At 66.5% G+C, this 22,704-nt stretch carries 18 protein-coding genes; 11 read left to right on the top strand and 7 right to left on the bottom strand.

All coding sequences use genetic code 11. From position 1 onward, the window contains the following. Nucleotides 1–49 precede the first annotated feature (49 nt). The 5 genes from yddG to DCN14_RS33315 form a co-directional block, all read right to left on the bottom strand. Entirely contained in the window at nt 50–976 is a 927-nt protein-coding gene (gene yddG, locus DCN14_RS33295; protein WP_096506043.1) for an aromatic amino acid DMT transporter YddG, read from the bottom strand. A 124-nt stretch (nt 977–1,100) separates the two neighbouring features. Further along, complete coding sequence (locus tag DCN14_RS33300; protein WP_096506045.1) at nt 1,101–2,603, bottom strand: aldehyde dehydrogenase; 1,503 nt, start codon at nt 2,601–2,603, stop codon at nt 1,101–1,103. Next, on the bottom strand, nt 2,603–3,514 hold the full coding sequence (locus DCN14_RS33305; protein WP_096506047.1) for a dihydrodipicolinate synthase family protein: 912 nt from the start codon (nt 3,512–3,514) through the stop codon (nt 2,603–2,605). Before DCN14_RS33305 ends, DCN14_RS33300 begins: the two co-directional genes overlap by 1 nt. Before the next feature lie 82 nt (nt 3,515–3,596). After that, nucleotides 3,597–4,928, bottom strand: coding sequence for an MFS transporter (locus DCN14_RS33310; RefSeq protein ID WP_096506049.1), 1,332 nt, complete (start codon nt 4,926–4,928; stop codon nt 3,597–3,599). Between the two features lie 121 nt (nt 4,929–5,049). Beyond that, entirely contained in the window at nt 5,050–6,252 is a 1,203-nt protein-coding gene (locus tag DCN14_RS33315) for an FAD-binding oxidoreductase (RefSeq protein WP_240327504.1), read from the bottom strand. A gap of 657 nt (nt 6,253–6,909) precedes the next feature. On the opposite strand from DCN14_RS33315, the gene DCN14_RS33320 reads away from it, so the two are divergent. From DCN14_RS33320 to DCN14_RS33345, 6 genes are all read left to right on the top strand, one after another. After that, nucleotides 6,910–7,665, top strand: coding sequence for a GntR family transcriptional regulator (locus DCN14_RS33320; protein ID WP_096506053.1), 756 nt, complete (start codon nt 6,910–6,912; stop codon nt 7,663–7,665). A gap of 741 nt (nt 7,666–8,406) precedes the next feature. Then, complete coding sequence (locus tag DCN14_RS33325) at nt 8,407–10,197, top strand: acyl-CoA dehydrogenase (protein ID WP_096506055.1); 1,791 nt, start codon at nt 8,407–8,409, stop codon at nt 10,195–10,197. A 34-nt stretch (nt 10,198–10,231) separates the two neighbouring features. Then, nucleotides 10,232–11,905 carry an electron transfer flavoprotein-ubiquinone oxidoreductase gene (locus DCN14_RS33330; RefSeq protein ID WP_096506058.1) on the top strand — a complete coding sequence of 558 codons (1,674 nt, stop codon included), beginning with the start codon at nt 10,232–10,234 and terminating at the stop codon, nt 11,903–11,905. A gap of 49 nt (nt 11,906–11,954) precedes the next feature. Further along, nucleotides 11,955–13,148: a beta-ketothiolase BktB gene (bktB, locus tag DCN14_RS33335; RefSeq protein ID WP_096506060.1), complete on the top strand. Its 1,194-nt coding sequence runs from the start codon at nt 11,955–11,957 to the stop codon at nt 13,146–13,148. A 37-nt stretch (nt 13,149–13,185) separates the two neighbouring features. After that, complete coding sequence (locus DCN14_RS33340; protein ID WP_096506062.1) at nt 13,186–14,040, top strand: 3-hydroxybutyryl-CoA dehydrogenase; 855 nt, start codon at nt 13,186–13,188, stop codon at nt 14,038–14,040. Nucleotides 14,041–14,358: 318 nt separating this feature from the next. Beyond that, nucleotides 14,359–15,132: an ABC transporter substrate-binding protein gene (locus DCN14_RS33345; RefSeq protein ID WP_096506064.1), complete on the top strand. Its 774-nt coding sequence runs from the start codon at nt 14,359–14,361 to the stop codon at nt 15,130–15,132. A 52-nt stretch (nt 15,133–15,184) separates the two neighbouring features. Here DCN14_RS33345 and DCN14_RS38170 read toward each other — a convergent pair whose 3' ends face one another. After that, nucleotides 15,185–15,334, bottom strand: a complete 150-nt coding sequence (locus DCN14_RS38170; RefSeq protein ID WP_162826269.1) for a hypothetical protein — start codon at nt 15,332–15,334, stop codon at nt 15,185–15,187. Nucleotides 15,335–15,408: 74 nt separating this feature from the next. Further along, a complete protein-coding gene (locus tag DCN14_RS33350; RefSeq protein WP_096506066.1) occupies nt 15,409–16,362 on the bottom strand; it encodes a LysR substrate-binding domain-containing protein in 954 nt (317 codons plus the stop codon). Nucleotides 16,363–16,531: 169 nt separating this feature from the next. Between DCN14_RS33350 and DCN14_RS33355 the strand changes: the two genes are divergently transcribed. The 5 genes from DCN14_RS33355 (at nt 16,532) to DCN14_RS33375 (ending at nt 22,556) form a co-directional block, all read left to right on the top strand. Further along, the gene (locus DCN14_RS33355; protein ID WP_096506068.1) at nt 16,532–17,581 is read left to right on the top strand and encodes an aromatic ring-hydroxylating dioxygenase subunit alpha; all 1,050 of its coding nucleotides are present in this window, start codon (nt 16,532–16,534) and stop codon (nt 17,579–17,581) included. Nucleotide 17,582: 1 nt separating this feature from the next. Continuing rightward, nucleotides 17,583–18,743 (top strand): 2Fe-2S iron-sulfur cluster-binding protein, encoded by a 1,161-nt coding sequence (locus tag DCN14_RS33360; protein WP_096506070.1) that lies wholly within the window; start codon nt 17,583–17,585, stop codon nt 18,741–18,743. 76 nt (nt 18,744–18,819) lie between these two features. Continuing rightward, nucleotides 18,820–19,944, top strand: a complete 1,125-nt coding sequence (locus tag DCN14_RS33365) for a DUF2817 domain-containing protein (protein WP_096506072.1) — start codon at nt 18,820–18,822, stop codon at nt 19,942–19,944. A gap of 156 nt (nt 19,945–20,100) precedes the next feature. After that, complete coding sequence (locus DCN14_RS33370; protein ID WP_096506127.1) at nt 20,101–21,117, top strand: GlxA family transcriptional regulator; 1,017 nt, start codon at nt 20,101–20,103, stop codon at nt 21,115–21,117. A gap of 227 nt (nt 21,118–21,344) precedes the next feature. Then, nucleotides 21,345–22,556: a M24 family metallopeptidase gene (locus tag DCN14_RS33375; RefSeq protein ID WP_096506074.1), complete on the top strand. Its 1,212-nt coding sequence runs from the start codon at nt 21,345–21,347 to the stop codon at nt 22,554–22,556. The last annotated feature ends 148 nt before the right edge of the window (nt 22,557–22,704 follow it).

Consider the following 22,704-nt stretch of genomic DNA (forward strand, 5'->3'; position numbering starts at 1 on the left):
CATGGCGCTCGCGCGCCCGGCCGGAGCAGGCACGCGAGCGCCGATGCCGTTACGTGCACTGCTCGGCCTGCGCCGATACAGTGGCGCGCGGCGCGCGCTTGCGCGTCGCGAGCCAGCACAGGATCGAGCCGCCGCACACGCAGAACGCGCCGATCCAGAAGCCGGACGACAGCGACGCGTTCAGCAGCAGCGCGGCGAGGGCGGCCGAGATGACCGGGATGAAGTACGACACGCCGGCCAGGATCGCGACGTTGCCGCGCATGATGCCGATGTTCCACGCGGAATAGCCGATACCTGTGGCCGCCGACGCGAGCACGAGGTACGCGAGCGCATTGAAACTGAAGACGATCGTATGCTCGCCGTCGAACAGGTATTTGATCCACAGCGAGATCGCGACCATGATGAAGAACAGCGTGATGCCGTTCTTGCCGTTCGCGATCCGGATCGTCACGGTGCAGTACGCGGCCCAGATCAGCGAGCCGACGAACGCCAGCCCGTAGCTGAACGGGTTGTCGGCGATATTGGCGAACATGCCGGCGGTATCGAGCCCGTGCTCGCCGCCCAGCACCCAGCCCACGCCGACCATCGCGAGGAGCACGCCCGGCACGATCAGCAGGTTCGCGCGCTGGCCGAGGAACAGGATCGCGAACACCATCGTGAAGGTGGGCCACAGGTAATTGACCATGCCGACTTCGATCGCCTGGCGCGCCGTATGCGCATCGCCGATCGACAGCGACAGGCACCATTCGTACGCGACGAACAGCACGCTGCCCCACAGCAGGTAGCGGCGCGGGACTTCGCCAAGACGCGGCAGCCCGGTCGTCACGAGCAGCAGCGCCGCCGCGCCCGTGTAGATCATCGCGGCGCCGCCGGTTGCGCCGAAGCTTTCGCTCAGGCCGCGAATCAGCCCGACCATCGAACTCCATAAAACGATTGCGACGAGTCCAATCAGCGTCGCCCTGTTCCTGCTGTTCATGCTTGTTCCTGCCGATACCGGGTGAATGTGTTGCTGCGGGCCGACGGCCCGCCAGATGCGACAAGCCGGCCGCGCTCGCTCGTGGCGATCGCGGCCGGCATGCGGGTGTCGCGCGGCGATGAATTTATGCGGCGCGGGTCGGTACGTCAATCCAGATGGTCTTGATCTCGGTGTACTGGTCATGCGCCCAGATCGACTTGTCGCGGCCGCCGAACCCGGAGGCCTTGTAGCCGCCGAACGGGGTCGTGATGTCGCCTTCGCCGAAACAGTTGACCGTCACCACACCGGCCTGGATCGAACGCGACAGATGAATCGCGTCGTTCAGGTTGCTGGTGTAGACCGACGCCGCGAGCCCGTACACCGAATCGTTCGCGAGCGCGATCGCCTCGTCGGTGTCCGTGAAGGTCGTGACGGCCAGCACGGGCCCGAACACTTCTTCCTGGAACAGCGCGTGGTCCGGACGCACGCCGTCGACCACGGTCGGCTCGACGAAGATGCCGTTCGCGGTCGACCCACCGAACACCACGTCGAGCTTGTCCGTGCCGATCTGGTCGAGATACGAGCGAACCTTGTCGAAGTGCGCCTTGCTGATCAGCGAACCGATGCGATGCTCGGGGTCGAGCGGGTCGCCCATCTTCCATTCGCGCATCTGCACGCCGATGCGCTCGAGCAGCGCCGGCTTGATGTCCGCGTGCACGATCAGGCGCGACGACGCCGAGCAGTTCTCGCCCATGTTCCAGAACGCGCCGTTCACCACGTGCTGCGCGACCGCGTCGAGGTCGGCCACGTCGCGCATCACCACGGCCGGATTCTTGCCGCCGCATTCGAGCACGATGCGCTTCAGGTTCGATTCCGCCGCGTAGTGCAGGAAGCGGCGGCCGGTGGCGGTCGAGCCGGTGAAGCTGACCATCGCGACGTCCGGATGGCGGCCCAGCGGCTCGCCGACTTCCTTGCCGCCGCCCGGCAGCACGTTGAACACGCCGGCCGGCACGCCGGCCTCGTGTGCGAGTTCGGCCACGCGCAGCGCGGTCAACGTGGTTTCCATCGCCGGCTTGACGACGATCGAGCAGCCGGCCGCGAGCGACGGGCCGATCTTCCATGCCAGCATCAGCAGCGGGAAGTTCCACGGCAGCACCAGGCCGACCACGCCGATCGGTTCGCGCACCACCAGTGCCAGCGCGTTCGAGCCGACCGGCGCGGTGTTGTCGTAGACCTTGTCGATCAGTTCGGCGTGCCACCGGATCGTGTGGATCGTTTCGGGCACGTCGATGTTCTGGCATTCGCGGATCGGCTTGCCGCTGTCGAGGCTCTCCATCGTCGCCAGTTCGTGCGCGTGCTGTTCGAGCAGATCGGCGAACCTGAGCAGGATCGACTTGCGCCGCGACGGCGGCAGTTGCCGCCAGCGGCCGTCGGCGAAGGCCGCCCTGGCGCGCGCGACGGCATCGTCCACGTCGGTGGCGTCGCATGCCGCGACGTGCGCGAGCACCTGATCGGTGGCCGGGTTGAGCGTCGCGAACGTGTTGCCCGAGTTGGCGGGGCGAAACGCCCCGTCGACGAAGGCCTGCGTCGGCAGCTTCAGCCCGGCCGCGATGGCCGCGTATTGCGATGCGCTGAGCAGTTCCGCCATCAGGCCTGGCCCCCGACGATCGCCGCGATCTCGCGCTTCACGTCGGCGACGATCTGCTTGAGCACTGCCTTGTTCGCGTCGTCGAGCGGCTGCAGCGGTGCGCGCACGCCGCCGCTGCGCAGGCCGACGAGTTCGCTGCCGTACTTGATCGACTGCACGAACTTGCCCGCGTCTTCGAGGAAGTCCATCAGCGGCATCATCGCCGACATGATGCGGCGGCCTTTGCGGAAGTCGTTCTCGACCACGCAGGCCTGGTGCAGCGCGACGTGTTCGGCCGGCAGGAAGTTCGAACCCGCGCAGACCCAGCTGTTCGCGCCCCACGCGAAGAATTCGAGCGCCTGGTCGTCCCAGCCGCAGGACACGCTGATGTTCGGGAATTCGCGCGCCAGCATGTGGAGCTGGCCGGTGCTGCCCGAGCTTTCCTTGATCGCGACGAAGTTCTTCGACGCGGCGGTGACGGTGCGGAAGAACGCGCGGCCCATCGACACGCCCATGCGCGCCGGGTAGTTGTAGAGCATCACCGGCAGGTCGGCGGCGCGGTCCACGGCGATCGCGTGGGCGGCGTTTTCCTGCTCCGTCGGCAGCGCGTACGGCGGCGAGCCGACCAGGATCGCATCGGCCTTGATCTCGCGGGCCGACTTCGCGTATTCGATCGAGTCTTCCGTGCGGATCGCGCCGGTGCCGATCACGAGCGGCACGCGCGTGCCGATCACCTGCTTCGCGTACGCGCCGAGGTCGATGCGTTCCTGCATGGTGTGCGCGTAGTACTCGCCGGTCGAGCCGCCGATGATGATGCCGTGCACGCCCGCGCCGATCAGGTACTCGAGGACTTCGGCGAACGCCGCCTTGTCGATGCCGCCTTCGGCGGTCAGGGGCGTGATGGCCGGCGTGTAGATGCCGTTGAAATTCATGATGTGCTCCCGCTGAAATGAAAGTAAGGATTGCGTTGGAAATGCCGCCGCCGCGACGGCCGCGGCGTGCGTGTCATGCGTATCAGTGACCGAGCGAAGCGGCTTCCTGAAGCGACAGCGAAGCCGTCTCGGGGGCGAGTGCGATCGACGCCACCAGGCCGACGATCGACACGGCCGCCGCCGCGTACATCGTGTTGCCGATGCCGACGCTCTGCAGTGCGATCGGTACCAGCCAGGTGCCGACCGCCGCGCCGATGCGCGACAGCGATGCGCCCATGCCGACCGCGAACGCGCGGATGTCGGTCGGGAAGATTTCGTTCGGATAGACGAGCTGCAGCACCTGGGCGCCGCCGATCAGCAGCGCATACGCGCCGAACAGCACCAGGATCAGCATCGCCGAGCTTTCCGAGCACGCGCCCAGCGCCAGCAGCGCGAGCGCCGACCACAGGAAGCTGTGGATCACCAGCGCGCGGCGGCCGAGCGTATTGATGATGCGCGTGGCGATCGCGCAGCCGACCACGAACAGCAGCGTGATGGCCACCGAGCCGTACGCTTCCCAGTCGCCTTCGAGGCGCAGCGCCTGCAGCACGCGCGGCGCGAACGAATAGACCGCGAACACCGGAATCACCGAGCAGGTCCAGAACAGCACCACGAACAGCATGCGTTTGCCGTAGCCCGAATGCAGCAGCGCGCCGAGCGACACCTTGCGGTCGACCGGTTCTTCCGGCAGGTTGCGGATCGAGAACGACGGCCCGTACACCTTGCGGATCACCGCTTCGGCCTCCGCCTTGCGGCCCTTGTTGAGCAGCCAGCGCGGCGATTCCGGCGTGCCGATGCGCACCAGGAACAGCGCGACGCCGATCACGGCCGGGCTCGCCAGCACCCAGCGCCATGCGTCGGGGCCGCCTTTCGCGAGCAGGATGTTGCCGACGATGTACGCGAGCGCCGCGCCGAAGAACCAGATGATGGTCAGCATCGCGAGACGCGGGCCGCGATACTTGCGCGGCATGAACTCGGTCAGCAGCGAGCCGGCGACCGGATATTCGATGCCGACGCCGATGCCGGTGATGAAGCGCAGCACGAACAGCGCCTCGCCCGACTGCACCCAGAACTGCGCGATCGAGCAGACGATGAACAGCACCGGGCCGAAGAAGTACGGCCGGCGGCGCCCCATCCGGTCGGTCAGCCAGCCGCCGAGGAAACCGCCGACGAAGATGCCGAGCAGCGCCGAGGCGGCGACCATGCCTTCCCAGAAGCTGGTCAGGTGCAGCGCGGCCGAGAATTGCACCATGGCCACGCCGATGATGCTGAGCACGTAGCCGTCCATGAGCCAGCCGCCGCCCGATCGCACGGTGAGCAACTGGTGAAATCCGTTGAGGGGTACGTCTTCGATGGATACCGTCGTTTTTGCCATTCGCTGTTGTCTCCTGCCTGATGTCCTGATGAGTGGGCGCGATCTCCGCGGGCGCGCCGTGCGGCGGCGGCTCGATCGCTGAAGCCCGGATTCGATGGTGTCGTCGTGCGGCGCGGCCCGTTCAGCTCTCCAGGCCGGCCTTGCGCTGGCCCCACCAGAGCGTGGCGTTCACGCCGGCCGACAGGAACGGCTCGGGCGGCGTGCGGTTCGGGCCCGACGTCGCGAGCAGGAAGTCGGTCAGCGTGTCGCGCTTGCCGGCCAGCCAGTCGGCGAGCAGCGTGCCGGTCACGGTGCCGCGCGTGATGCCCAGGCCGTTGCAGCAGAGCGCGCCATAGACGTTCGGCGCGAGCTGCCCGAAGAAGCCCTTGTGGTTCTGCGACAGCGCGAGCGAGCCGCTCCACGTGTAGTCGAACCCGACGTCCGGCAGCATCGGGAAGCGGCGTTCGAACGAGAGCCGGTGGCGCGCCAGCGCGCGTTCGCGATGGCGATTGTTCGGGCGGCCGTTCGGATTGAAGCTGAAGCTGTTGCGGATCAGGATGCGGTTGTCGTGCGTGCGCCGCACCGTGCTGCCGAACGGGTCGGCCGGAATCACGCCCCAGAACGGCTGGCCGCCCAGTCGCGCCTGCTCGGCGCCGGTCAGCGGCCGCGTGAGGCTGGCGTACAGGAACACCGGCAACATGGTGCGCGCGAGGAAACCGAAGCGCATGCCGAACGCGTTGTTCGCCAGCACCAGCTTGTCGACGGTGATGCGCCCGCCGGCATGCGCGAGCACGATCCTGTCGCCGTATTCGACGTCGGTGATCGCGGTGTGCTCGTAGAGCGTCACGTTCGACGGCAGGCTGTCGGCCAGGCCCTTCACGAGCGCCGACGGCTGCAGCAGCATCGTGCCGGGCGTGAAGAGGCCCTTGCGGTAGAAGCCGGTGCCGATATGCGACGGCAGGTCCTTGCCTTCGATCACTTCGTACGGCTGGCCGAGCTTGTCGAGGCCGCGCCGGTACGCGTCGAGCACCGCGATGCCGCGCGGCTCGACCGCCGCCTGGTACTTGCCGGATGCGCGCAGGTGACAGTCGATGCCGTGTTCGTCGACCAGCGCGCGCAGGACCGACTGGCCGAGCAGGTTCAACTGCAGGGTCATCTTCGCGGTATCGATGTCGCCGATGTAGTCGTCCGCGCCGATGTCGTGCGGCAGGTCGATCGCGAAACCCGCATTGCGCCCGGACGTGCCGAAGCCGACGTCCTGCGCGTCGACCAGGACGACTTCGTCGTCCGGGAAGTTCAGCGCGAGCTGACGCGCCGCGGCGAGCCCGGTGAAGCCGGCGCCGATCACGCCCCAGCGCGCCTTCGTCGTGCCCGTGTGCGACGGCCGCGACACGCGCGGCGCGCTCGTGTGATACCAGCCGCACGCCTGGTCGTCGGCCGGCAGCGCACCGACCCTGACCTTGCGCGCATCGCGTTGCGGCCGCGCAGCCTCTTCTACCGTCGGCGAAGTCACCCTAAGCATTCTTCTGAATCCAGTGTCTCGTTGATTGAAATGACACGTGCGTGCGAGGGCGCCCATGTCCTGATTCGCGATGTCAGCCGCTGGCTGTGCGGATGATCCGGGCCGGTGGCGCCGGTCCCTGGATCACCCTTGTCTGGCTCCCCGGATCGGCTCGATCGACGCCGCGAGGCACTCGAAACACCGCTCTGGAAAGAAAATATTTTATCGTGCGTCTAATAAACTATAGTTAGTAGACAGACTATATTCCAACAATCGTATTGCGGGAATCGAGGGTTAACCCTCGACGAATGCGGCGGTTCGACGGGCGATGGAGGAGACGGCGGATGGCGCGGGCGGTTGCGTGCCGCGTTGCGCGGCCGTCGAGGCGGGACAGGGCGCCGGCCGCGCACGCAGCGCGTGCAGCCGGCGGGGCAAGGGGCGGCGCTAGCCATGGCCCCGGGCGGGGCCGTATAGTACGCGCTTCACATTGACGAGAGCGTTATGAAAGGAACGGGTGGGGATTCGGCACCGGCGGATGTGGCGCAAACGGTCGATCGCAAGTCGGCGTTGGGCGAGGCGCTGCGGCGCCGGATCGTGAACATGGAGCTGGCGCCGGGCGCGTTGATCGACGAAGCCGCGCTGGCCGACGAGTTCGGCATGTCGCGCCCGCCGATCCGCGAGCTGATCCGGCAGATGGCGGCGGAAGGCTATGTCGAGCTCGAGACGAATCGCGCGCCGCGCGTGTCGTCGATGAATTTCCAGTCGCTGCGCAGCTTCTTCATCGCCGCGCCGCTGATCTACATAGCGACCACCCAGCTCGCGGCCCTCAATGCCACGCCCGACGACATCGCGCGGCTGCGCACGATCCAGGCGAATTTCCGCGCGGCGATCGCCAGCGGCAATGTCGTCAACCGCGTGATCTACAACGACGAATTCCACCTCGAGATCGGCCGGATCGCGCAGAACGATTACCTGATGCCGAGCCTGCGCCGCCTGCTGATCGATCACGCGCGGCTCGGGAAGATGTTCTACCGCTATCCGACGACGGACACGATGCAGCACACGCTCGAAAGCGCCGTCGTCCAGCACGACCAGATCATCGACGCGCTCGAGCGGCAGGATGCCGACGGAGCCGGTCAACTGGTGCGCGATCACTTCGAGTTGTCGCGCAGGCGGATGACCGAATATGCTGCGCCGCAGGGGATGGCCGTGTCGGTGAACCTCGGCGATCCGGTGCTGGCGCAGGACAAGCGATAGCGGCAGGGTTGGCTATCGCTTGGTGGTCGCGGATCGGCCGGTTGGCCGGCGCGCGGACTTGCTCGGGCCGCCGGCGGCCGGCCTTGCAACGCGGCCGGATTCATCGGCGCTTGCTGCGGGCGTGAGGCGCTGCGGCCTTTCTGTTCCGTACGGTCGGCATTTCCCCGGATGTTTGCGGCGGCGCGCGAGCCAGCGCTGCTGCCGTCGCGCGTGGCTGCCTGTCGGGTAGCGGGTCGCCGCATGCCCCGATCGGCCGGGGCGCAAGCCCGCGTGCTGCCCGCTGATCCTCGAACCGCGGCCCACGATTTCAACTGCGATCCGCTGCCGGATTTTCATCCCGAAGACGTCACGGCGTGCCAGGATCCTCCCATAACCGGGCGCCTTCGCACACTCCCATGGCCGGCTTCCTTGGGCGATTCCCATAACCGGATCCCTGTCGCCGGCCATCGCCGATCGCCGCCGGGCACGCACGAACTGCCGTTTCGACCCCGCCGCCGGGCATGCCGCTTGCGCGCGCCGTTTTCCCCGAAACCGCCACCGGCCAAACCCGCATCCGGCCGATCCTTGCCCCCGCCGCCTGCGCATCGCGTGGCCGGTTTTGTCACCATGTGGGCCGGATATGACAATGGGAAACGGCCGGCGCGGCATTACGATGGGTCACGACGTCGCCTGGAGCTGGCCGGTTTTGCCGTAGCGGGCTCAGTGGCGCACCCTCTTCACCGCCTGATTGGAACATCGACCATGAGCTATAACGCCCCCGTCAAGGACATGCTGTTCGTGCTGAAGGAACTCGCGGGCATCGACACCGTTGCGCAGCTGCCGGGCTTCGAGGAAGCCGGTTACGACACGGCGCAGGCCGTGCTCGACGAGTCCGCGAAATTCTGCGGCGAGGTGCTCGCGCCGCTGAACGTCGAAGGCGACCGCAATCCGAGCAGCTGGAAGGACGGTGTCGTGACGGCGACGCCCGGCTTCGGCGCCGCGTTCCGCCAGTTCGTCGAGGGCGGCTGGCAAGGCCTGCAGCATCCGGCCGAATACGACGGCCAGGGTCTGCCGAAGCTGATCGCGACGCCGTGCATCGAGATGCTGAACGCATCGAACCTGTCGTTCGCACTGTGTCCGCTGCTGACCGACGGCGCGATCGAGGCGCTGCTGACGGCCGGCACCGACGAGCAGAAGCAGCGTTACGTGCCGAAGCTGATCTCCGGCGAATGGACGGGCACGATGAACCTGACCGAGCCGCAGGCCGGCTCGGATCTCGCGCTGGTGCGTTCGCGTGCCGAGCCGCAGGGCGACGGCACGTACAAGGTGTTCGGCACCAAGATCTTCATCACGTGGGGCGAGCACGACATGGCGGACAACATCGTCCACCTGGTGCTCGCGCGCACGCCGAGCGCGCCGGAAGGCGTGAAGGGCATTTCGCTGTTCATCGTGCCGAAGTTCCTGGTCAACGAAGACGGCTCGCTCGGCGCGCGCAACGACGTGCACTGCGTGTCGATCGAGCACAAGCTCGGGATCAAGGCGAGCCCGACGGCGGTGCTGCAATACGGCGACCACGGCGGCGCGATCGGCTATCTGGTCGGCGAAGAGAATCGCGGCCTCGAATACATGTTCATCATGATGAACGCGGCGCGCTTCGGCGTCGGGATGCAGGGCATCGGCGTGGCCGACCGTGCATACCAGAAGGCCGCCGAATTCGCGAAGGAACGCGTGCAGAGCCGCCCGGTCGACGGGTCGGCCAGGCAGTCGGTGACCATCATCCATCACCCGGACGTGCGCCGGATGCTCGGCACGATGCGCGCACTGACCGAAGGCGCGCGCGCGCTCGCCTACGTGGCCGCCGCGCACAGCGACATTGCCCACCGCCATTCGGACGAGGCGACGCGGGCGCGTCATCAGGCAATCTACGAATATCTGGTGCCGGTCGTGAAGGGCTGGAGCACCGAGATGGTGAACGACGTGGCGAGCCTGGGCGTGCAGGTGCACGGCGGGATGGGCTTCATCGAGGAAACCGGCGCGGCGCAGTACTACCGCGATGCGCGGATCCTCGCGATCTACGAAGGCACGACCGCGATCCAGGCGAACGACCTCGTCGGCCGCAAGACGCTGCGCGACGGCGGGGCGGTCGCCAACGCACTGATCGCCGAAATCGGCGAGACTGTCGCGGCGCTCGGCAAGCTGGACGGCGCAGCAGCTGCGTCGATGAAGGCGCAGCTCGAGCAGGGCGCGCGATCGCTGTCGTCGGTGGTGGATTACGTGCTGGCGAATGCGAAGCAGGATCCGAACGCGGTGTTCGCGGGCAGCGTGCCGTACCTGAAGCTCGCGGGCGTCGTGCTGTGCGGATGGCAGATGGCGCGCGCGCTGCTGGCGGCGCATGCGAACCGCGCGAGCGACACGGCGTTCTTCGATGCGAAGATCGCGATCGCGCAATGCTATGCGGAACACGTGCTCGTGCAGGCAGCTGGCCTGGAAGCGTCGATCGTCGGCGCGAAGGGCAACGAGAGCGTGCTCGCGTTGACGGAAGACCAGTTCTGACCGTAACGGTCGGGGCGCAGGAGGAGACAGGATTTTGACCACACAGGACTTGCTCGCGCAGTACGGCCCGCGCGAATCGATGGAATACGACGTCGTGATCGTCGGCGGCGGCCCCGCCGGGCTGTCTGCGGCGATCCGGCTCAAGCAGCTGGCCGCCGAGAAAGGCGCCGAGATCGGCGTGTGCGTGCTCGAGAAGGGTTCCGAGATCGGCGCGCACATCCTGTCGGGCGCGGTGATGGACCCGCGCGCGATTACCGAGCTGTTCCCCGACTGGAAGGAACGCGGCGCCCCGCTCGACGTCGAGGTGACGGAAGACCGCTTCCTGTTCCTGTCTGAAAAGAGCGCGATCACCACGCCGAACTGGGCGCTGCCCGCCAACTTCCAGAACCACGGCAACTACGTGATCTCGCTGGGCAACGTCACGCGCTGGCTTGGGGCACAGGCCGAGGCGCTCGGCGTGGAGATCTTCCCGGGCTTTCCGGCCGCGGAGATTCTCTACAACGACGACGGCTCGGTGAAGGGCGTCGCCACCGGCAACATGGGCGTGGGCAAGGACGGCGAGCCGACCGAGAACTTCCAGCTCGGCATGGAGCTGCACGCGAAGTACACGCTGTTCGCCGAAGGCTGCCGCGGCAACCTCGGCCGTCAGCTGATCTCGAAGTTCAAGCTCGACGCGAACGCCGATCCGCAGGCGTACGGGATCGGCATCAAGGAACTGTGGGAAATCGATCCCGCGAAGCACAAGCCGGGCCTCGTGATCCACACGGCCGGCTGGCCGCTGAAGTCGGACACGTACGGCGGCTCGTTCCTGTATCACATGGACAACAACCAGGTCGTGGTCGGCTTCGTGGTGGGCCTGGGCTACACGAACCCGTACCTGTCGCCGTTCGAGGAATTCCAGCGCTACAAGACGCATCCGTCGATCCGCGCGTTCCTGGAAGGCGGCAAGCGCGTGTCGTACGGCGCGCGGGCGATCACGGCCGGCGGGCTGCTGTCGCTGCCGAAGACGGTGTTCCCGGGCGGCGCGCTGATCGGCGACGACGCGGGCTTCCTGAACGCGTCGCGGATCAAGGGCAGCCACGCGGCGATCAAGACCGGCATGCTGGCGGCGGACGCCGCGTTCGACGCGCTGCAGGCCGGCCGCCAGTCGGACGAGCTGAACGCGTACCCGGATGCCTTCAAGCAATCGTGGCTGCACACGGAGCTGTACCGCGCGCGCAACTTCAAGCAGTGGATGGCGAAGGGGCTGTACCTCGGCACGTTGATGGTCGGGCTCGAGCAGAAGGTGATGGGTGGCAACGTGCCGTGGACGCTGCACCACAAGCATGCGGACCACGAGATGCTGAAGCCGGCATCGCAATGCCAGCCGATCGAGTATCCGAAGCCGGACGGCAAGCTGACGTTCGACCGGTTGTCGTCGGTGTTCATCTCGAACACGAACCACGAGGAGAACCAGCCGGCGCACCTGACGCTGAAGGATGCGAACGTGCCGGTGAACGTGAACCTGCGCACGTACGCGGGCCCGGAGGGGCGCTTCTGCCCGGCGGCCGTGTACGAGTTCGTGAAGAACGACGACGGCAGCGATCGCCTCGTGATCAACGCGCAGAACTGCGTGCACTGCAAGACCTGCGACATCAAGGACCCGACGCAGAACATCGTGTGGGTCACGCCGGAAGGCGGTGGCGGGCCGAATTACCCGAACATGTAACGCAAACGCATCCCCGCGCCCGCGGGCGCGAACGAACCGGAGTGAGACGATGAGCAATGCAGCGAAGGAAGTCGTGGTGGTGAGCGGTGTCCGTACCGCGATCGGCGATTTCGGCGGAAGCCTGAAGGATTTCTCGCCGACCGATCTCGGTGCGAAGGTCGTGAGCGAAGTGCTGTCGCGCGCGAACGTGCCGGGCGATGCGGTCGGGCATGTCGTGTTCGGCCACGTCGTGAACACCGAGCCGAAGGACATGTATCTCGCGCGTGTCGCGGCGATCAACGGCGGCGTTGCGCAACATACGCCGGCGCTGACCGTGAACCGCCTGTGCGGCTCGGGCCTGCAGGCGATCGTGTCGGCCGCGCAGACGATCATGCTCGGCGACGCCGACGTCGCGATCGGCGGCGGCTCGGAAAACATGAGCCGCGCGCCGTACACCGTGCCGGCCGCGCGTTTCGGCCAGCGCATGGGCGACGGCAAGCTCGTCGACATGATGCTCGGCGCGCTGCACGACCCGTTCCAGACGATCCACATGGGTGTGACGGCCGAGAACGTCGCGAAGAAATACGGCATTTCGCGTGACGCGCAGGATGCGCTTGCGCTCGAATCGCATCGTCGCGCGGCGCGCGCGATCGCCGAAGGGCGCTTCAAGGATCAGATCCTGCCGATCTCGATCCGCACGAAGAAGGGCGAGGTCGCGTTCGACACCGACGAGCACGTGCGCCACGATGCCGGCCCGGACGATTTCACGAAGCTCAAGCCGGTGTTCGCGAAGGAGAACGGCACGGTGACGGCCGGCAACGCGTCGGGGATCAACGACGCCGCCGCCGCGGTGCTGATGATGAGCGCGGACGCCGCGCGCGCGCAGGGCGTGAAGCCGCTCGCGCGTCTCGTCGCGTATGCGCATGCGGGCGTCGATCCGGCGTACATGGGCATCGGCCCGGTGCCGGCCACGCAGAAGGCGCTCGAGCGCGCGGGCCTGAAGATCACCGATCTCGACGTGATCGAGGCGAACGAGGCGTTCGCCGCGCAGGCATGCGCGGTCACGCAGGAGCTCGGCCTCGATCCGGCCAAGGTCAACCCGAACGGCTCGGGCATTTCGCTCGGCCACCCGATCGGCGCGACGGGCGCGTTGATCACGGTCAAGGCGCTGTACGAACTCAAGCGCATCGGCGGGCGTTATGCGCTCGTGACGATGTGTATCGGCGGCGGTCAGGGGATTGCGGCGATCTTCGAGAACATCTGATAATCGACCGCTCAGCACCCGAACACACAGGAATCGTATGACCATCGAAACCGTCGGCGTCGTGGGCGCCGGAACCATGGGCAACGGCATTGCGCAAACCGCGGCCGTTGCGGGACTCAACGTCGTGATGATCGACGTCAGCGATGCGGCGCTCGACAAGGGCGTCGCCGCGCTGAAGGGCAGCCTCGAGCGGCTCGTGTCGAAGGACAAGCTCGACGCCGGCGCGCGCGACGCCGCGCTCGCGCGCATCGCGACGTCGACCGATTACGCGAAGCTCGCCGCGGTCGACATCGTGATCGAAGCCGCGACCGAAAACGTCGAGCTGAAGAGCCGCATCCTGAAGCAGATCGAGTCGGTCGCGCGGCCCGATGCGATCATCGCGACCAACACGTCGTCGATCTCGGTCACCGCGCTCGCGGCGCTGCTCGCCGATCCGTCGCGCTTCGTCGGCATGCACTTCTTCAATCCGGTGCCGCTGATGCCGCTCGTCGAGATCATCCGCGGGCTGCAGACGAGCGAAGCAACCGCGTCGGCCGTGCGCGCGCTGACCGAGCGTTTCGACAAGTCGCCGATCGGCGTGCGCAACGCGCCGGGCTTCGTCGTGAACCGGATTCTCGTGCCGATGATCAACGAAGCATTCTTCGTGCTGGCCGAAGGCATCGCGTCGGCCGAGGAGATCGATGCGGGGATGAAGCTCGGCGCGAACCATCCGATCGGGCCGCTCGCGCTGGCCGATCTGGTCGGTCTCGACGTGTGCCTCGCGGTGATGGACGTGTTCCTGAAGGACTTCGGCGACACGAAATACCGTGCATGCCCGCTGCTGCGCGAGATGGTGTCGGCCGGGCGCCTCGGGCGCAAGACCGGGCGCGGGGTGTACGACTACGGCAAGTAAGCGGCGCGTCGGTGCCACTTCGTGCGGCCGCCTTCGGGCGGCCGTTTGTTTTAAGCGGCGCGCTTATGCGTCGAGCACCGTCAGATCCCGCGGCAACGCGATCGCGTGAATTCAGCAGATGAATGGAGGCGTTCCGGGGCGAGTCGAACGGCTCGACCGCACGCGGCCATTTTAGAAAAACTTAAGGGACGCGCAGCACAAGGCCTCTGTTCGGCGGAATTGTGGATTTTTAAGCTTGGTCCCGGTCGTTTCAACCTGTCGGCCGGGCACGCGCAACGCAAGTACGCGCCGCCTCGATCCGAGTCCCCTGGAGCACACATGAAAAACGCAATTGCCGGTCTGGTCATGCTGGTGTCCGCTGTTTCCGCCCATGCGGGCGACGCGACACGCCTTCGTTTCGGCGTGGATCCGTCCTACGCACCGTTCGAATCGAAAGCGCCGTCGGGGCAACTCGTCGGCTTCGACATCGATGTCGGCAACGAGATCTGCCGCCGTTTGAACGCGCGGTGCGTGTGGGTCGAGACGGCATTCGACGGCATCATCCCGGCGCTCAAGGGCCGAAAGTTCGACGCGATCCTGTCTGCAATGTCGGTCACGCCGCAGCGCGAGACGCAGGTCGCGTTCTCCACGTCGCTGTTCAATACGCCGAGCCGGCTGGTCGGCCCGCGCGGCCGCGACCTCAAGCCGACCGTCGCGTCGCTGCGAGGCAAGCGCGTTGGCGTCGCGCAGGGCTCGACGCAGGAGACCTATGCGCGCACGTACTGGGCACCTGCCGGCATCGAGATCGTGTCGTACGCGAACCAGGAACTCGTATACAACGATCTGCGCGCCGGCCGCCTCGACGCAACGCTGACCGACATGATCTCCGCGAGCGAAGGGTTTCTGAAAACGCCGCAAGGGGCCGGCTATGCGTTCGTCGGCGAGCCGGTCGTCGACGAGAAGACGCTCGGCAAGGGCGTGGCGATCGGCTTGCGCAAGGAGGACGGCGCGCTGCGCGACAAGATCGACGGCGCGATCGCCGCGATGAACCAGGACGGCACGTTCCGCCGGCTGGAGCGCCACTATTTCGATATCGAACGGTCGAATCCGTAACCGGATACGGTTCCATCGCGTGCTGTCCGGCAGATTGGATGCCGGGCGGTGCTCAGATCAGCAGGTCGACCGATTGCAGCACGTTGCGCGCATGCGGCGACGCGGATGACAGCGCCGTGCGGATCGTCTCGATTAGACAGTCAAGAAAGCATTCGGCCGCCGGCCCCGGCGGTCGATCGCTGCGCGAGATCACGCTGACCAAGGCCTCTTCGAGCGACTCGCGCAATGGCAGTGCGCTGCGCCCGGGGCGGCATCCGGCACGCGTTCTGAGTCGTGCTACGCGGCGCCCGTCGGGCACGCCGCGATCAACTGGTCGCTCACCTGCTGCTGCTCGCGCGCACGCGTGAGCAGCCAGCGATGGAAGCCGCGGCATTCCGGTTTGTCGAACGCGCTTTTCTTCCACGCGAGGAAGTACGGCCACGGCAGCGGCAGTCCCGACGCGAGTGGCACGACGAGCCGCCCGGCGGCGACGTCGTCGGCGATCATCGACGATTGGGCGAGCACGAAGCCGTGGCCGTCGATCGCGGCCTGGATCGCGACACTCGACAGCGAGAAGGCATGGCGGACCGGTGCCGCCGTCGCCGCATCCACGCCATGCGCGTCGAACCAGTCCTGCCACGACGGCGGCGACGCGAACTTCGGCTGCCAGTCGATCGCGATCAACGGGAACGGCAGCAAGTCGGCCGCCGCCACGAGCGGCGCGCGATCGTGCAGCAGATGCGGACTGCAGGCGGGTACCACTGCGTCGCGAAACAGCTCGACCGCGTTGTCGACGTCGGCGACACGATCGCCATAGCTGATCCGGAAATCGATCTCGCAGCCGTCCGGAAACGGCTCGGTGTGCGTGCCGTCGAGATAGAGGCTCAGTTCCGGGTAGGCCTGCTGCCATTCGATCACGCGCGGCGCGAGCCATTTCGACAGCAGCGACGGCAGCGCGCTGATCCGCAGGTTGCGGTCGTGCCGCGAGCGCTCGACTTCCGCGTGCGCGATGCGCAACCGTTCGAACGCGTCCGCGCAGCGCTCGTGGTAGCGGCGCCCGGCCGTCGTGAGCCGCAGCCGCTTGCCGTCCTTCTCGAGCAGGCTGAGGCCGAGCGTGTCCTCGAGCAGTTTCATCTGCTGGCTGACGGCGCCCGCCGAAATGCCGAGGCGCTTCGCGGCTTCGGCGATGCCGCCGCAGCGACCGACGGCTTCGAAGACCTGCAGCGCGCGCAAGGGAGGAAGCGTACTCATGGCAGTGGATCCGGCAAAAGCGTGATCGTAGACGAAATTCGTTTTAGAGATACTAAAGCATCGATCAGTTTTGGGTAGCTATTCTTTCCTGTTGAGGTTTCTTATGCTTCGGTCTGAGGCATCGATACCGGGGAGCGCGGCGCGCGGCTCCGAACAACAGGAGAATCGGATGTTTTTGAGAAACGCTTGGTATGTCGCGGCATGGGACAAGGATGTCACGCGCCGGCTGACGCCCGTGACGATGCTCGGCGAGCGCATCGTGCTGTATCGCAAGGCCGACGGCACGCCGGTGGCGCTCGAGGACGCGTGCCCGCACCGGATGCTGCCGCTATCGATGGGCCGGCTGACGGGCGACGACGTCGAATGCGGCTATCACGGCCTGACGTTCGACTGTTCCGGCGCGTGCGTGCGCGCGCCCGGCTCGGCCCGGATTCCGGCCCAGGCGATGGTGCGGCGGTATCCGGTCGCGGAGCGCTACGGGCTCGTATGGGTGTGGATGGGCGACGAAGCGGCCGCGGATCCGGACGCGATCCTGACGATCGACGAATGGAACGATCCGGCATGGGGCCTCAATCGCGGCGATGCGATGACCGTCGATTGTCATTACCTGTACATGACCGACAACCTGCTCGATCCGTCGCATGTCGCGTGGGTGCATCGTTCGTCGTTCGGCAACGCCGCGTGCGAATCCGAGCCGTTGAAGACGAGCGTTGCCGACAACGGCGTGACCGTGTCGCGCTGGATGCGCGACGTCGACGTCGCACCGTTCTACGCGAAATTCGTCCGCTTCCCGGGGCGCTGCGATCGCAAGCAGCATTACGAGGTGCGGTTTCCGTCGGTCGCGGTGATCAAGGCGATCTTCACGCCTGCCGGCACCGGCAGCGACGACGGTGTCGTGCATCCGGACGTGTTCCTGATGAACTCGTACAACTTCATGACGCCGGTTGACGATTCGCATACGCGCTACTTCTGGTTCCAGACGCGCAATTTCGCGCCGGGCGACGCACAGGTGTCGCGTGCGTTCGACGAGGACGTGCGCCATGCGTTCGAGGAGGATCGCGTGGTGCTGGCCGCCGTGCATGCGGGCATGGCGCGCCGCCGCAAGCCGAACATCGATCTCGCGATCGATTCCGGGCCGCTGCGGTTCCGGCGCGCGCTCGGCCAGATGATCGACGCCGAGCAGGCGGCGGCTGCCGTCGCGTGCGAGGCGGGGCGATAACATGGCCGCCGCCGGTTTGACTACCGCGCAGGCGCCGACCGCGCCGAGCCGGTTCGAGCGGTTTCGCGTTCAGCGCTGCACGCGCGAAAGCGGCGTGATCGTCTCGTTCGAACTCGTGCCGGTGGACGGTGCGCGACCGCTGGTGTTCGCGCCCGGCCAGTTCGTCGTGCTGCGGTTGACGCTGCCGGACGGTGAGCGCGTGCTGCGCCACTACAGTCTGTCGGGCGACCCTGCCGACACGACGCGCTGGCGCATCTCGGTCAAGCGCGAGGACGGCGGCGGTGACGTGCCGCCGGGACGCGGTTCCACGTATCTGCACGCGAACGTCGAGGTCGGCACCGAACTCGAACTGGCCGGCCCGGCCGGTGCGTTCGTGTGCGACGAAGGCAGCGAGCGTCCGGTCGTGCTGATGAGCGGCGGCGTCGGCGTGACGCCGATGGTCAGCATGCTGCATCGGCTGTCGCGCGCGTCGCATCGGCGCGTGCATTTCATTCACGCATGCGAGAACGGCGCGGTCCATGCGTTCGCCGACGAAGTGCGCGCGCTGGCCGCGACGCGGGACGGTATCGACGTGCACGTGTGCTACCGGCAGCCGCTCGAGGACGATGACGCGCGCGGCGGCTTCGACAGTCGCGGGATCGTGACGCGCGAGTGGTTGCAATCGCTGCTGCCGCTCGACGACTACGACGTATACCTGTGCGGCCCGCCCGGTTTCATGCAGGCGAACTGGCGCCTGCTGCGCGGGCTGGGCGTCGCGCGCGAGCGGATTCGCCACGAATTCTTCGGGCCGGCGACGGTGCTTGAAGACGAAACCGATGCACCGCGGTCCGGCGTCGCGGAGCAGACTGCGGCCACGGGTGCGAGTGCCGATCCGGCCGCTGCAGACGGCGCTGCGATCACCGTGCGCTTCGAGCCGCATGGCAAGCCGATACGCTGGCGACCGGAACACGGCTCGTTGCTGGAGATGGCCGAGCAGGCGGGATATGCGCCGGTATTCAACTGCCGTGCCGGCCTGTGCAATGCCTGCATGACGCCGCTGCTGTCCGGCAGCGTCGCGTATGACGAGGCGCCGCTGTCGGCGCCACCCGAAGGGTCGGTATTGCTGTGCTGCGCGCGGCCGACCGGCCCGGTGACGCTTGATCTGCAATGCGGGCGCCACTGACGCGCGGCGGCCGCGCATATGAACCGAACAGGCGACGGACGCTACGGTCCGCCGCGCGAACAAGGAGGATTCAACGATGAAGCATGGCTTTCCGGTCGAGGCCGATTTCACGCGGCAACGCGCGCAGTTCCTGCAGGCGGCCGAAGCGGCCGGCGCGACGGTGACGAGCCATCCGCACCCGCTCACCGGGCCGGCGGGTGAGCCGCTCGCGACCGACGTCGCGTGGCTCGGCCCGCGTGACGCGCGTCGCGTGCTGGCGGTCGTATCCGGCACGCATGGCGTCGAAGGCTATTATGGATCCACGTGTCAGACCGAATGGCTGCACGAACTCGCCGGGCGTGCGCTGCCGCCCGGCGTGGCCGTGCTGATGGTGCATCTGATCAATCCGTGGGGCACCGCATGGGTGCGGCGCGTCAACGAAGACAACGTCGACCTGAACCGGAACTACGTGGATTTCGGGGCCGCGCTGCCAGTCAATCAGGGCTACGAATCGATTCACGAAATCTACACGTGCCGCGATGTCGACGGCCCGGAACGCCGACACGCCGATGAACGGCTCGACGCGCATTTGCGTTCGCTCGGCTGGCCCGGTTATCTGGCGTTGCTCGAAGCCGGGCAATACGTTCACGCGGACGGACTTTTTTACGGCGGGCAGCAGGCGACGTGGTCGAACCGGACGCTGCGCGAGATCGTCGCGCAGTACCTGCAGCCCGCACGAATCGCGATCGCGTTCGACCTGCACACCGGCGCGGGGCCGTTCGGGCATCCGATGCTGATGGCGATCGCGCAGTCGCGCTATCCGGCGCTCGCCGATGCCGAAAAGCTGTTCGGCCCGTGGCTCTATACGCTGCTGACGGCGCAGGATGCGGCTGTCAGCGACACGGGCGTGGCCGCGCGTGCGACCGGCTACACGTCGCAGGCGATGCTCGATGCGCTGCCGGATACGCATCTGATGCAACTCGTGATCGAATGCGGAACGTTTCCCGAGGTGCCGATGCATGCGGCGCTGCGCGACGATCACTGGTTGCATCTGCATGGCGATCCGCGCGATGCGCTTGGCAGGCGGATCAAGCGTGCGCTGCTCGACGCGTTTTTGCCCGCCGATCCCGACTGGCGGGAGATTGCGTGGGTGCGTACCCGGCAGGTGCTGAATCGCGCGTTGAACGGGTTGCCGGAAATTCGGCCAATCCGCGAAGATTGAGCGCTACCTGCCGCGCGATCGGTGGGCATGCGCGCGAATTGCCTGCACGGCGACGCGGTGGCGATCACGGCAAGGCGGCCGCCGGAAGGCGCGCATTGCAGTCACCGGATTCGCGGCGCTATGATGCCGCATCCGTCCGATGGCACTGATCCCTCGATGTCGAAAACCGCGCCTGTATCGTCGCTGCCGCCCCGGTCGCGCGAAGGTCTTCATGACCTTCGAGTCGTCCGTTACGGCTTTCTGCTGGTCGACAACTTCTCGCTGATCGCGCTGAGTGCCGCGATCGATCCATTGCGGATCGCGAACATGGTCGTCGGGCGGCGAGTCTACGACTATCGGCTGATCGGGGCCGGCGACGCGTTCGTCCAGTCGAGCGACGGCATCCGTGTCGTGCCGGACGTATCGGTGTCGGACAGCGACGCATTCGACGTGGTATTCGTCGTCGGCCCCAATCCCATCCCGCGCCGACGGACCGGCGCGATCGTCGACTGGCTGCGTCGGCAGGCACGCAACGGGACCGCGCTCGGCGGCCTCGATACCGGCAGCTACTTCCTCGCGCGCGCCGGGTTGTTGAACGGCTATCGCTGCACGATCCATTGGGAGGACCAGGACGTCCTGATGGAGCAGTTTCCGAAACTGACCGTGTCGACCCGCCTCTACGAAATCGATCGCGACCGCTATACGTGCAGCGGCGGCGTCGCGCCGCTCGACCTGATGGTGCATCTGCTGGCAACCGCGCCCGGCAGCCCGGCACTGGCCGCGCGCGTGCTCGAATTGCTGGTCGCGGAGCCGCGCAGCCGCGAATACCGGCAGCAGACGTCGCTGCGCCAGTACATCGGCGCGGAACACGAGAAGCTGGACGAGGCCTTGCAACTGATGGAAAGCAACGTCGAGGAAACGCTTTCCGTGCCCGAGATCGCCGTCCATTTGCAGGTGTCGCAGCGACAGTTGCAACGGTGGTTCCAGGATCGCCTCGGCAAGTCGCCCGCGCAGGCGTATCTGGAGATTCGCCTGCTGCGTGCGCGGCAACTGCTTTACCGCACGGCGACCTCGCTCGAGGAAGTGTGTGCGCGTACCGGATTCACGTCGACGACCCATTTCGCGACGCGCTACAAGGAACAGTTCCAGATCTCGCCGATTGCCGACCGGCGCCGCTACCAGAACGCGCTGTAGTCCGGCGGCGATCGCCTGCCGGGCTCGGCCGGCATTCATTCCCGTACCGACTCGTCCCGCCGACGGACAGGCCCGCGCTCGTTCGCGCACGGCGGCCCGTACCGGATTGGTGGTTAACCCGACATGGCCAAATCGCGGATTCCGATGTCCATTGCGGAAATCTTCGAATTTGCCGAACTTCTACCATTTGCTCACACCCACCACGCTTTTTACCGAGGAGCGAGCTCATGAAAATGGAGAACCTGATTCGAATCGAGAATGGCGAAAAGGTGAAGCACACCTTCTCCGATGCCGAATATGCGAACCGTCAGCGCAAGCTGCGCGAACTGATGGCGCGCGAAAACATCGACGCGGCGCTGTTTACGTCGTATCACAACATCAACTACTACTCGGACTTTCTGTATTGTTCGTTCGGCCGGAAGTACGGCCTCGTCGTCACGCCGAACAAGGTCGTGTCGATCTCGGCGAACATCGATGGCGGCCAGCCGTGGCGGCGCACGGTCGGCGACTACAACGTTGTCTATACCGACTGGCAGCGCGACAATTTCTTCCGTGCGGTGCAGGCCGAGATCGACAATCGGGGGCGCGTCGGCATCGAGTTCGACCATGTGCCGCTCGAGGTGCTGTCGAAGCTGAAGGCGGCGCTGCCGTCGGTCGAGTTCGTCGACATCGGCGCACAGACGATGCGCATGCGCATGATCAAGTCCGATGAGGAAATCGCGCTGATCAAGCATGGCGCGAACGTCTGCGATGTCGGCGGCGCGGCGCTGGCTGCCGCCGTGCACGAAGGCGTGCCCGAACACGAAGTCGCACTGGCGTCCACGCAGGCGATGGTTCGCGAGATCGCGCGACGCTTCCCCGAGTCGGAACTGATGGATACGTGGACGTGGTTCCAGTCCGGCATCAACACGGATGGCGCGCACAACCCCGTCACCACGCGCAAGGTGCAGAAGGGCGACATCCTGAGTCTGAACTGCTTCTCGATGATTGCCGGCTACTACACGGCACTGGAGCGCACGATGTTCTTCGACCACTGTCCGGATGAACATTTGCGTTTGTGGAAGGTCAACGTCGAAGTGCACGAAGCGGGACTGAAGCTGATCAAGCCCGGCGCACGCTGCGGCGACATCGCACTCGAACTCAACAAGATCTACGCGGAATACGGGCTACTGGAATACCGCACGTTCGGGTACGGCCACTCGTTCGGCGTGCTGTCGCACTACTACGGACGCGAGGCGGGGCTCGAACTGCGCGAGGACATCGATACCGTGCTGGAGCCGAACATGGTCGTGTCGATGGAACCGATGATCATGATGCCGCAAGGGCACCCGGGCGCGGGCGGCTATCGCGAGCACGACATCCTCGTCGTCGGCGAGCGCGGCGCCACCAACATCACCGGCTTCCCATACGGCCCGGAGCGCAACATCATCAAGGCGTGAGCGGCATCCGCCGCGTTCGCGGATGATGGCACACGCGGCATGGAGGGCACCCCGTAGCCGACGGAGGGCGATCCGCCAGAATCGTCCACGTCGGCTATTTCGTTAAACGAAGCATATCGAGTCGATCGCGGGTCCCGTCCCGGTCGAT

It is taken from the genome of Burkholderia sp. IDO3 (genome assembly GCF_003366075.1).
GTDB classification, from domain to species: Bacteria; Pseudomonadota; Gammaproteobacteria; order Burkholderiales; family Burkholderiaceae; genus Burkholderia; species Burkholderia anthina.

Coding starts and splice junctions, on each gene's coding strand:
- bktB (WP_096506060.1), top strand. CDS start 11,955: ATGAGCAATGCAGCGAAGGAAGTCGTGGTGGTGAGCGGTGTCCGTACC.
- DCN14_RS33300 (WP_096506045.1), bottom strand. CDS start 2,603: ATGGCGGAACTGCTCAGCGCATCGCAATACGCGGCCATCGCGGCCGGG.
- DCN14_RS33355 (WP_096506068.1), top strand. CDS start 16,532: ATGTTTTTGAGAAACGCTTGGTATGTCGCGGCATGGGACAAGGATGTC.
- DCN14_RS33345 (WP_096506064.1), top strand. CDS start 14,359: ATGAAAAACGCAATTGCCGGTCTGGTCATGCTGGTGTCCGCTGTTTCC.
- yddG (WP_096506043.1), bottom strand. CDS start 976: ATGAACAGCAGGAACAGGGCGACGCTGATTGGACTCGTCGCAATCGTT.
- DCN14_RS33310 (WP_096506049.1), bottom strand. CDS start 4,928: ATGGCAAAAACGACGGTATCCATCGAAGACGTACCCCTCAACGGATTT.
- DCN14_RS33370 (WP_096506127.1), top strand. CDS start 20,101: ATGTCGAAAACCGCGCCTGTATCGTCGCTGCCGCCCCGGTCGCGCGAA.
- DCN14_RS33305 (WP_096506047.1), bottom strand. CDS start 3,514: ATGAATTTCAACGGCATCTACACGCCGGCCATCACGCCCCTGACCGCC.
- DCN14_RS33340 (WP_096506062.1), top strand. CDS start 13,186: ATGACCATCGAAACCGTCGGCGTCGTGGGCGCCGGAACCATGGGCAAC.
- DCN14_RS33365 (WP_096506072.1), top strand. CDS start 18,820: ATGAAGCATGGCTTTCCGGTCGAGGCCGATTTCACGCGGCAACGCGCG.
- DCN14_RS33350 (WP_096506066.1), bottom strand. CDS start 16,362: ATGAGTACGCTTCCTCCCTTGCGCGCGCTGCAGGTCTTCGAAGCCGTC.
- DCN14_RS33325 (WP_096506055.1), top strand. CDS start 8,407: ATGAGCTATAACGCCCCCGTCAAGGACATGCTGTTCGTGCTGAAGGAA.
- DCN14_RS33320 (WP_096506053.1), top strand. CDS start 6,910: ATGAAAGGAACGGGTGGGGATTCGGCACCGGCGGATGTGGCGCAAACG.
- DCN14_RS33375 (WP_096506074.1), top strand. CDS start 21,345: ATGAAAATGGAGAACCTGATTCGAATCGAGAATGGCGAAAAGGTGAAG.
- DCN14_RS33360 (WP_096506070.1), top strand. CDS start 17,583: ATGGCCGCCGCCGGTTTGACTACCGCGCAGGCGCCGACCGCGCCGAGC.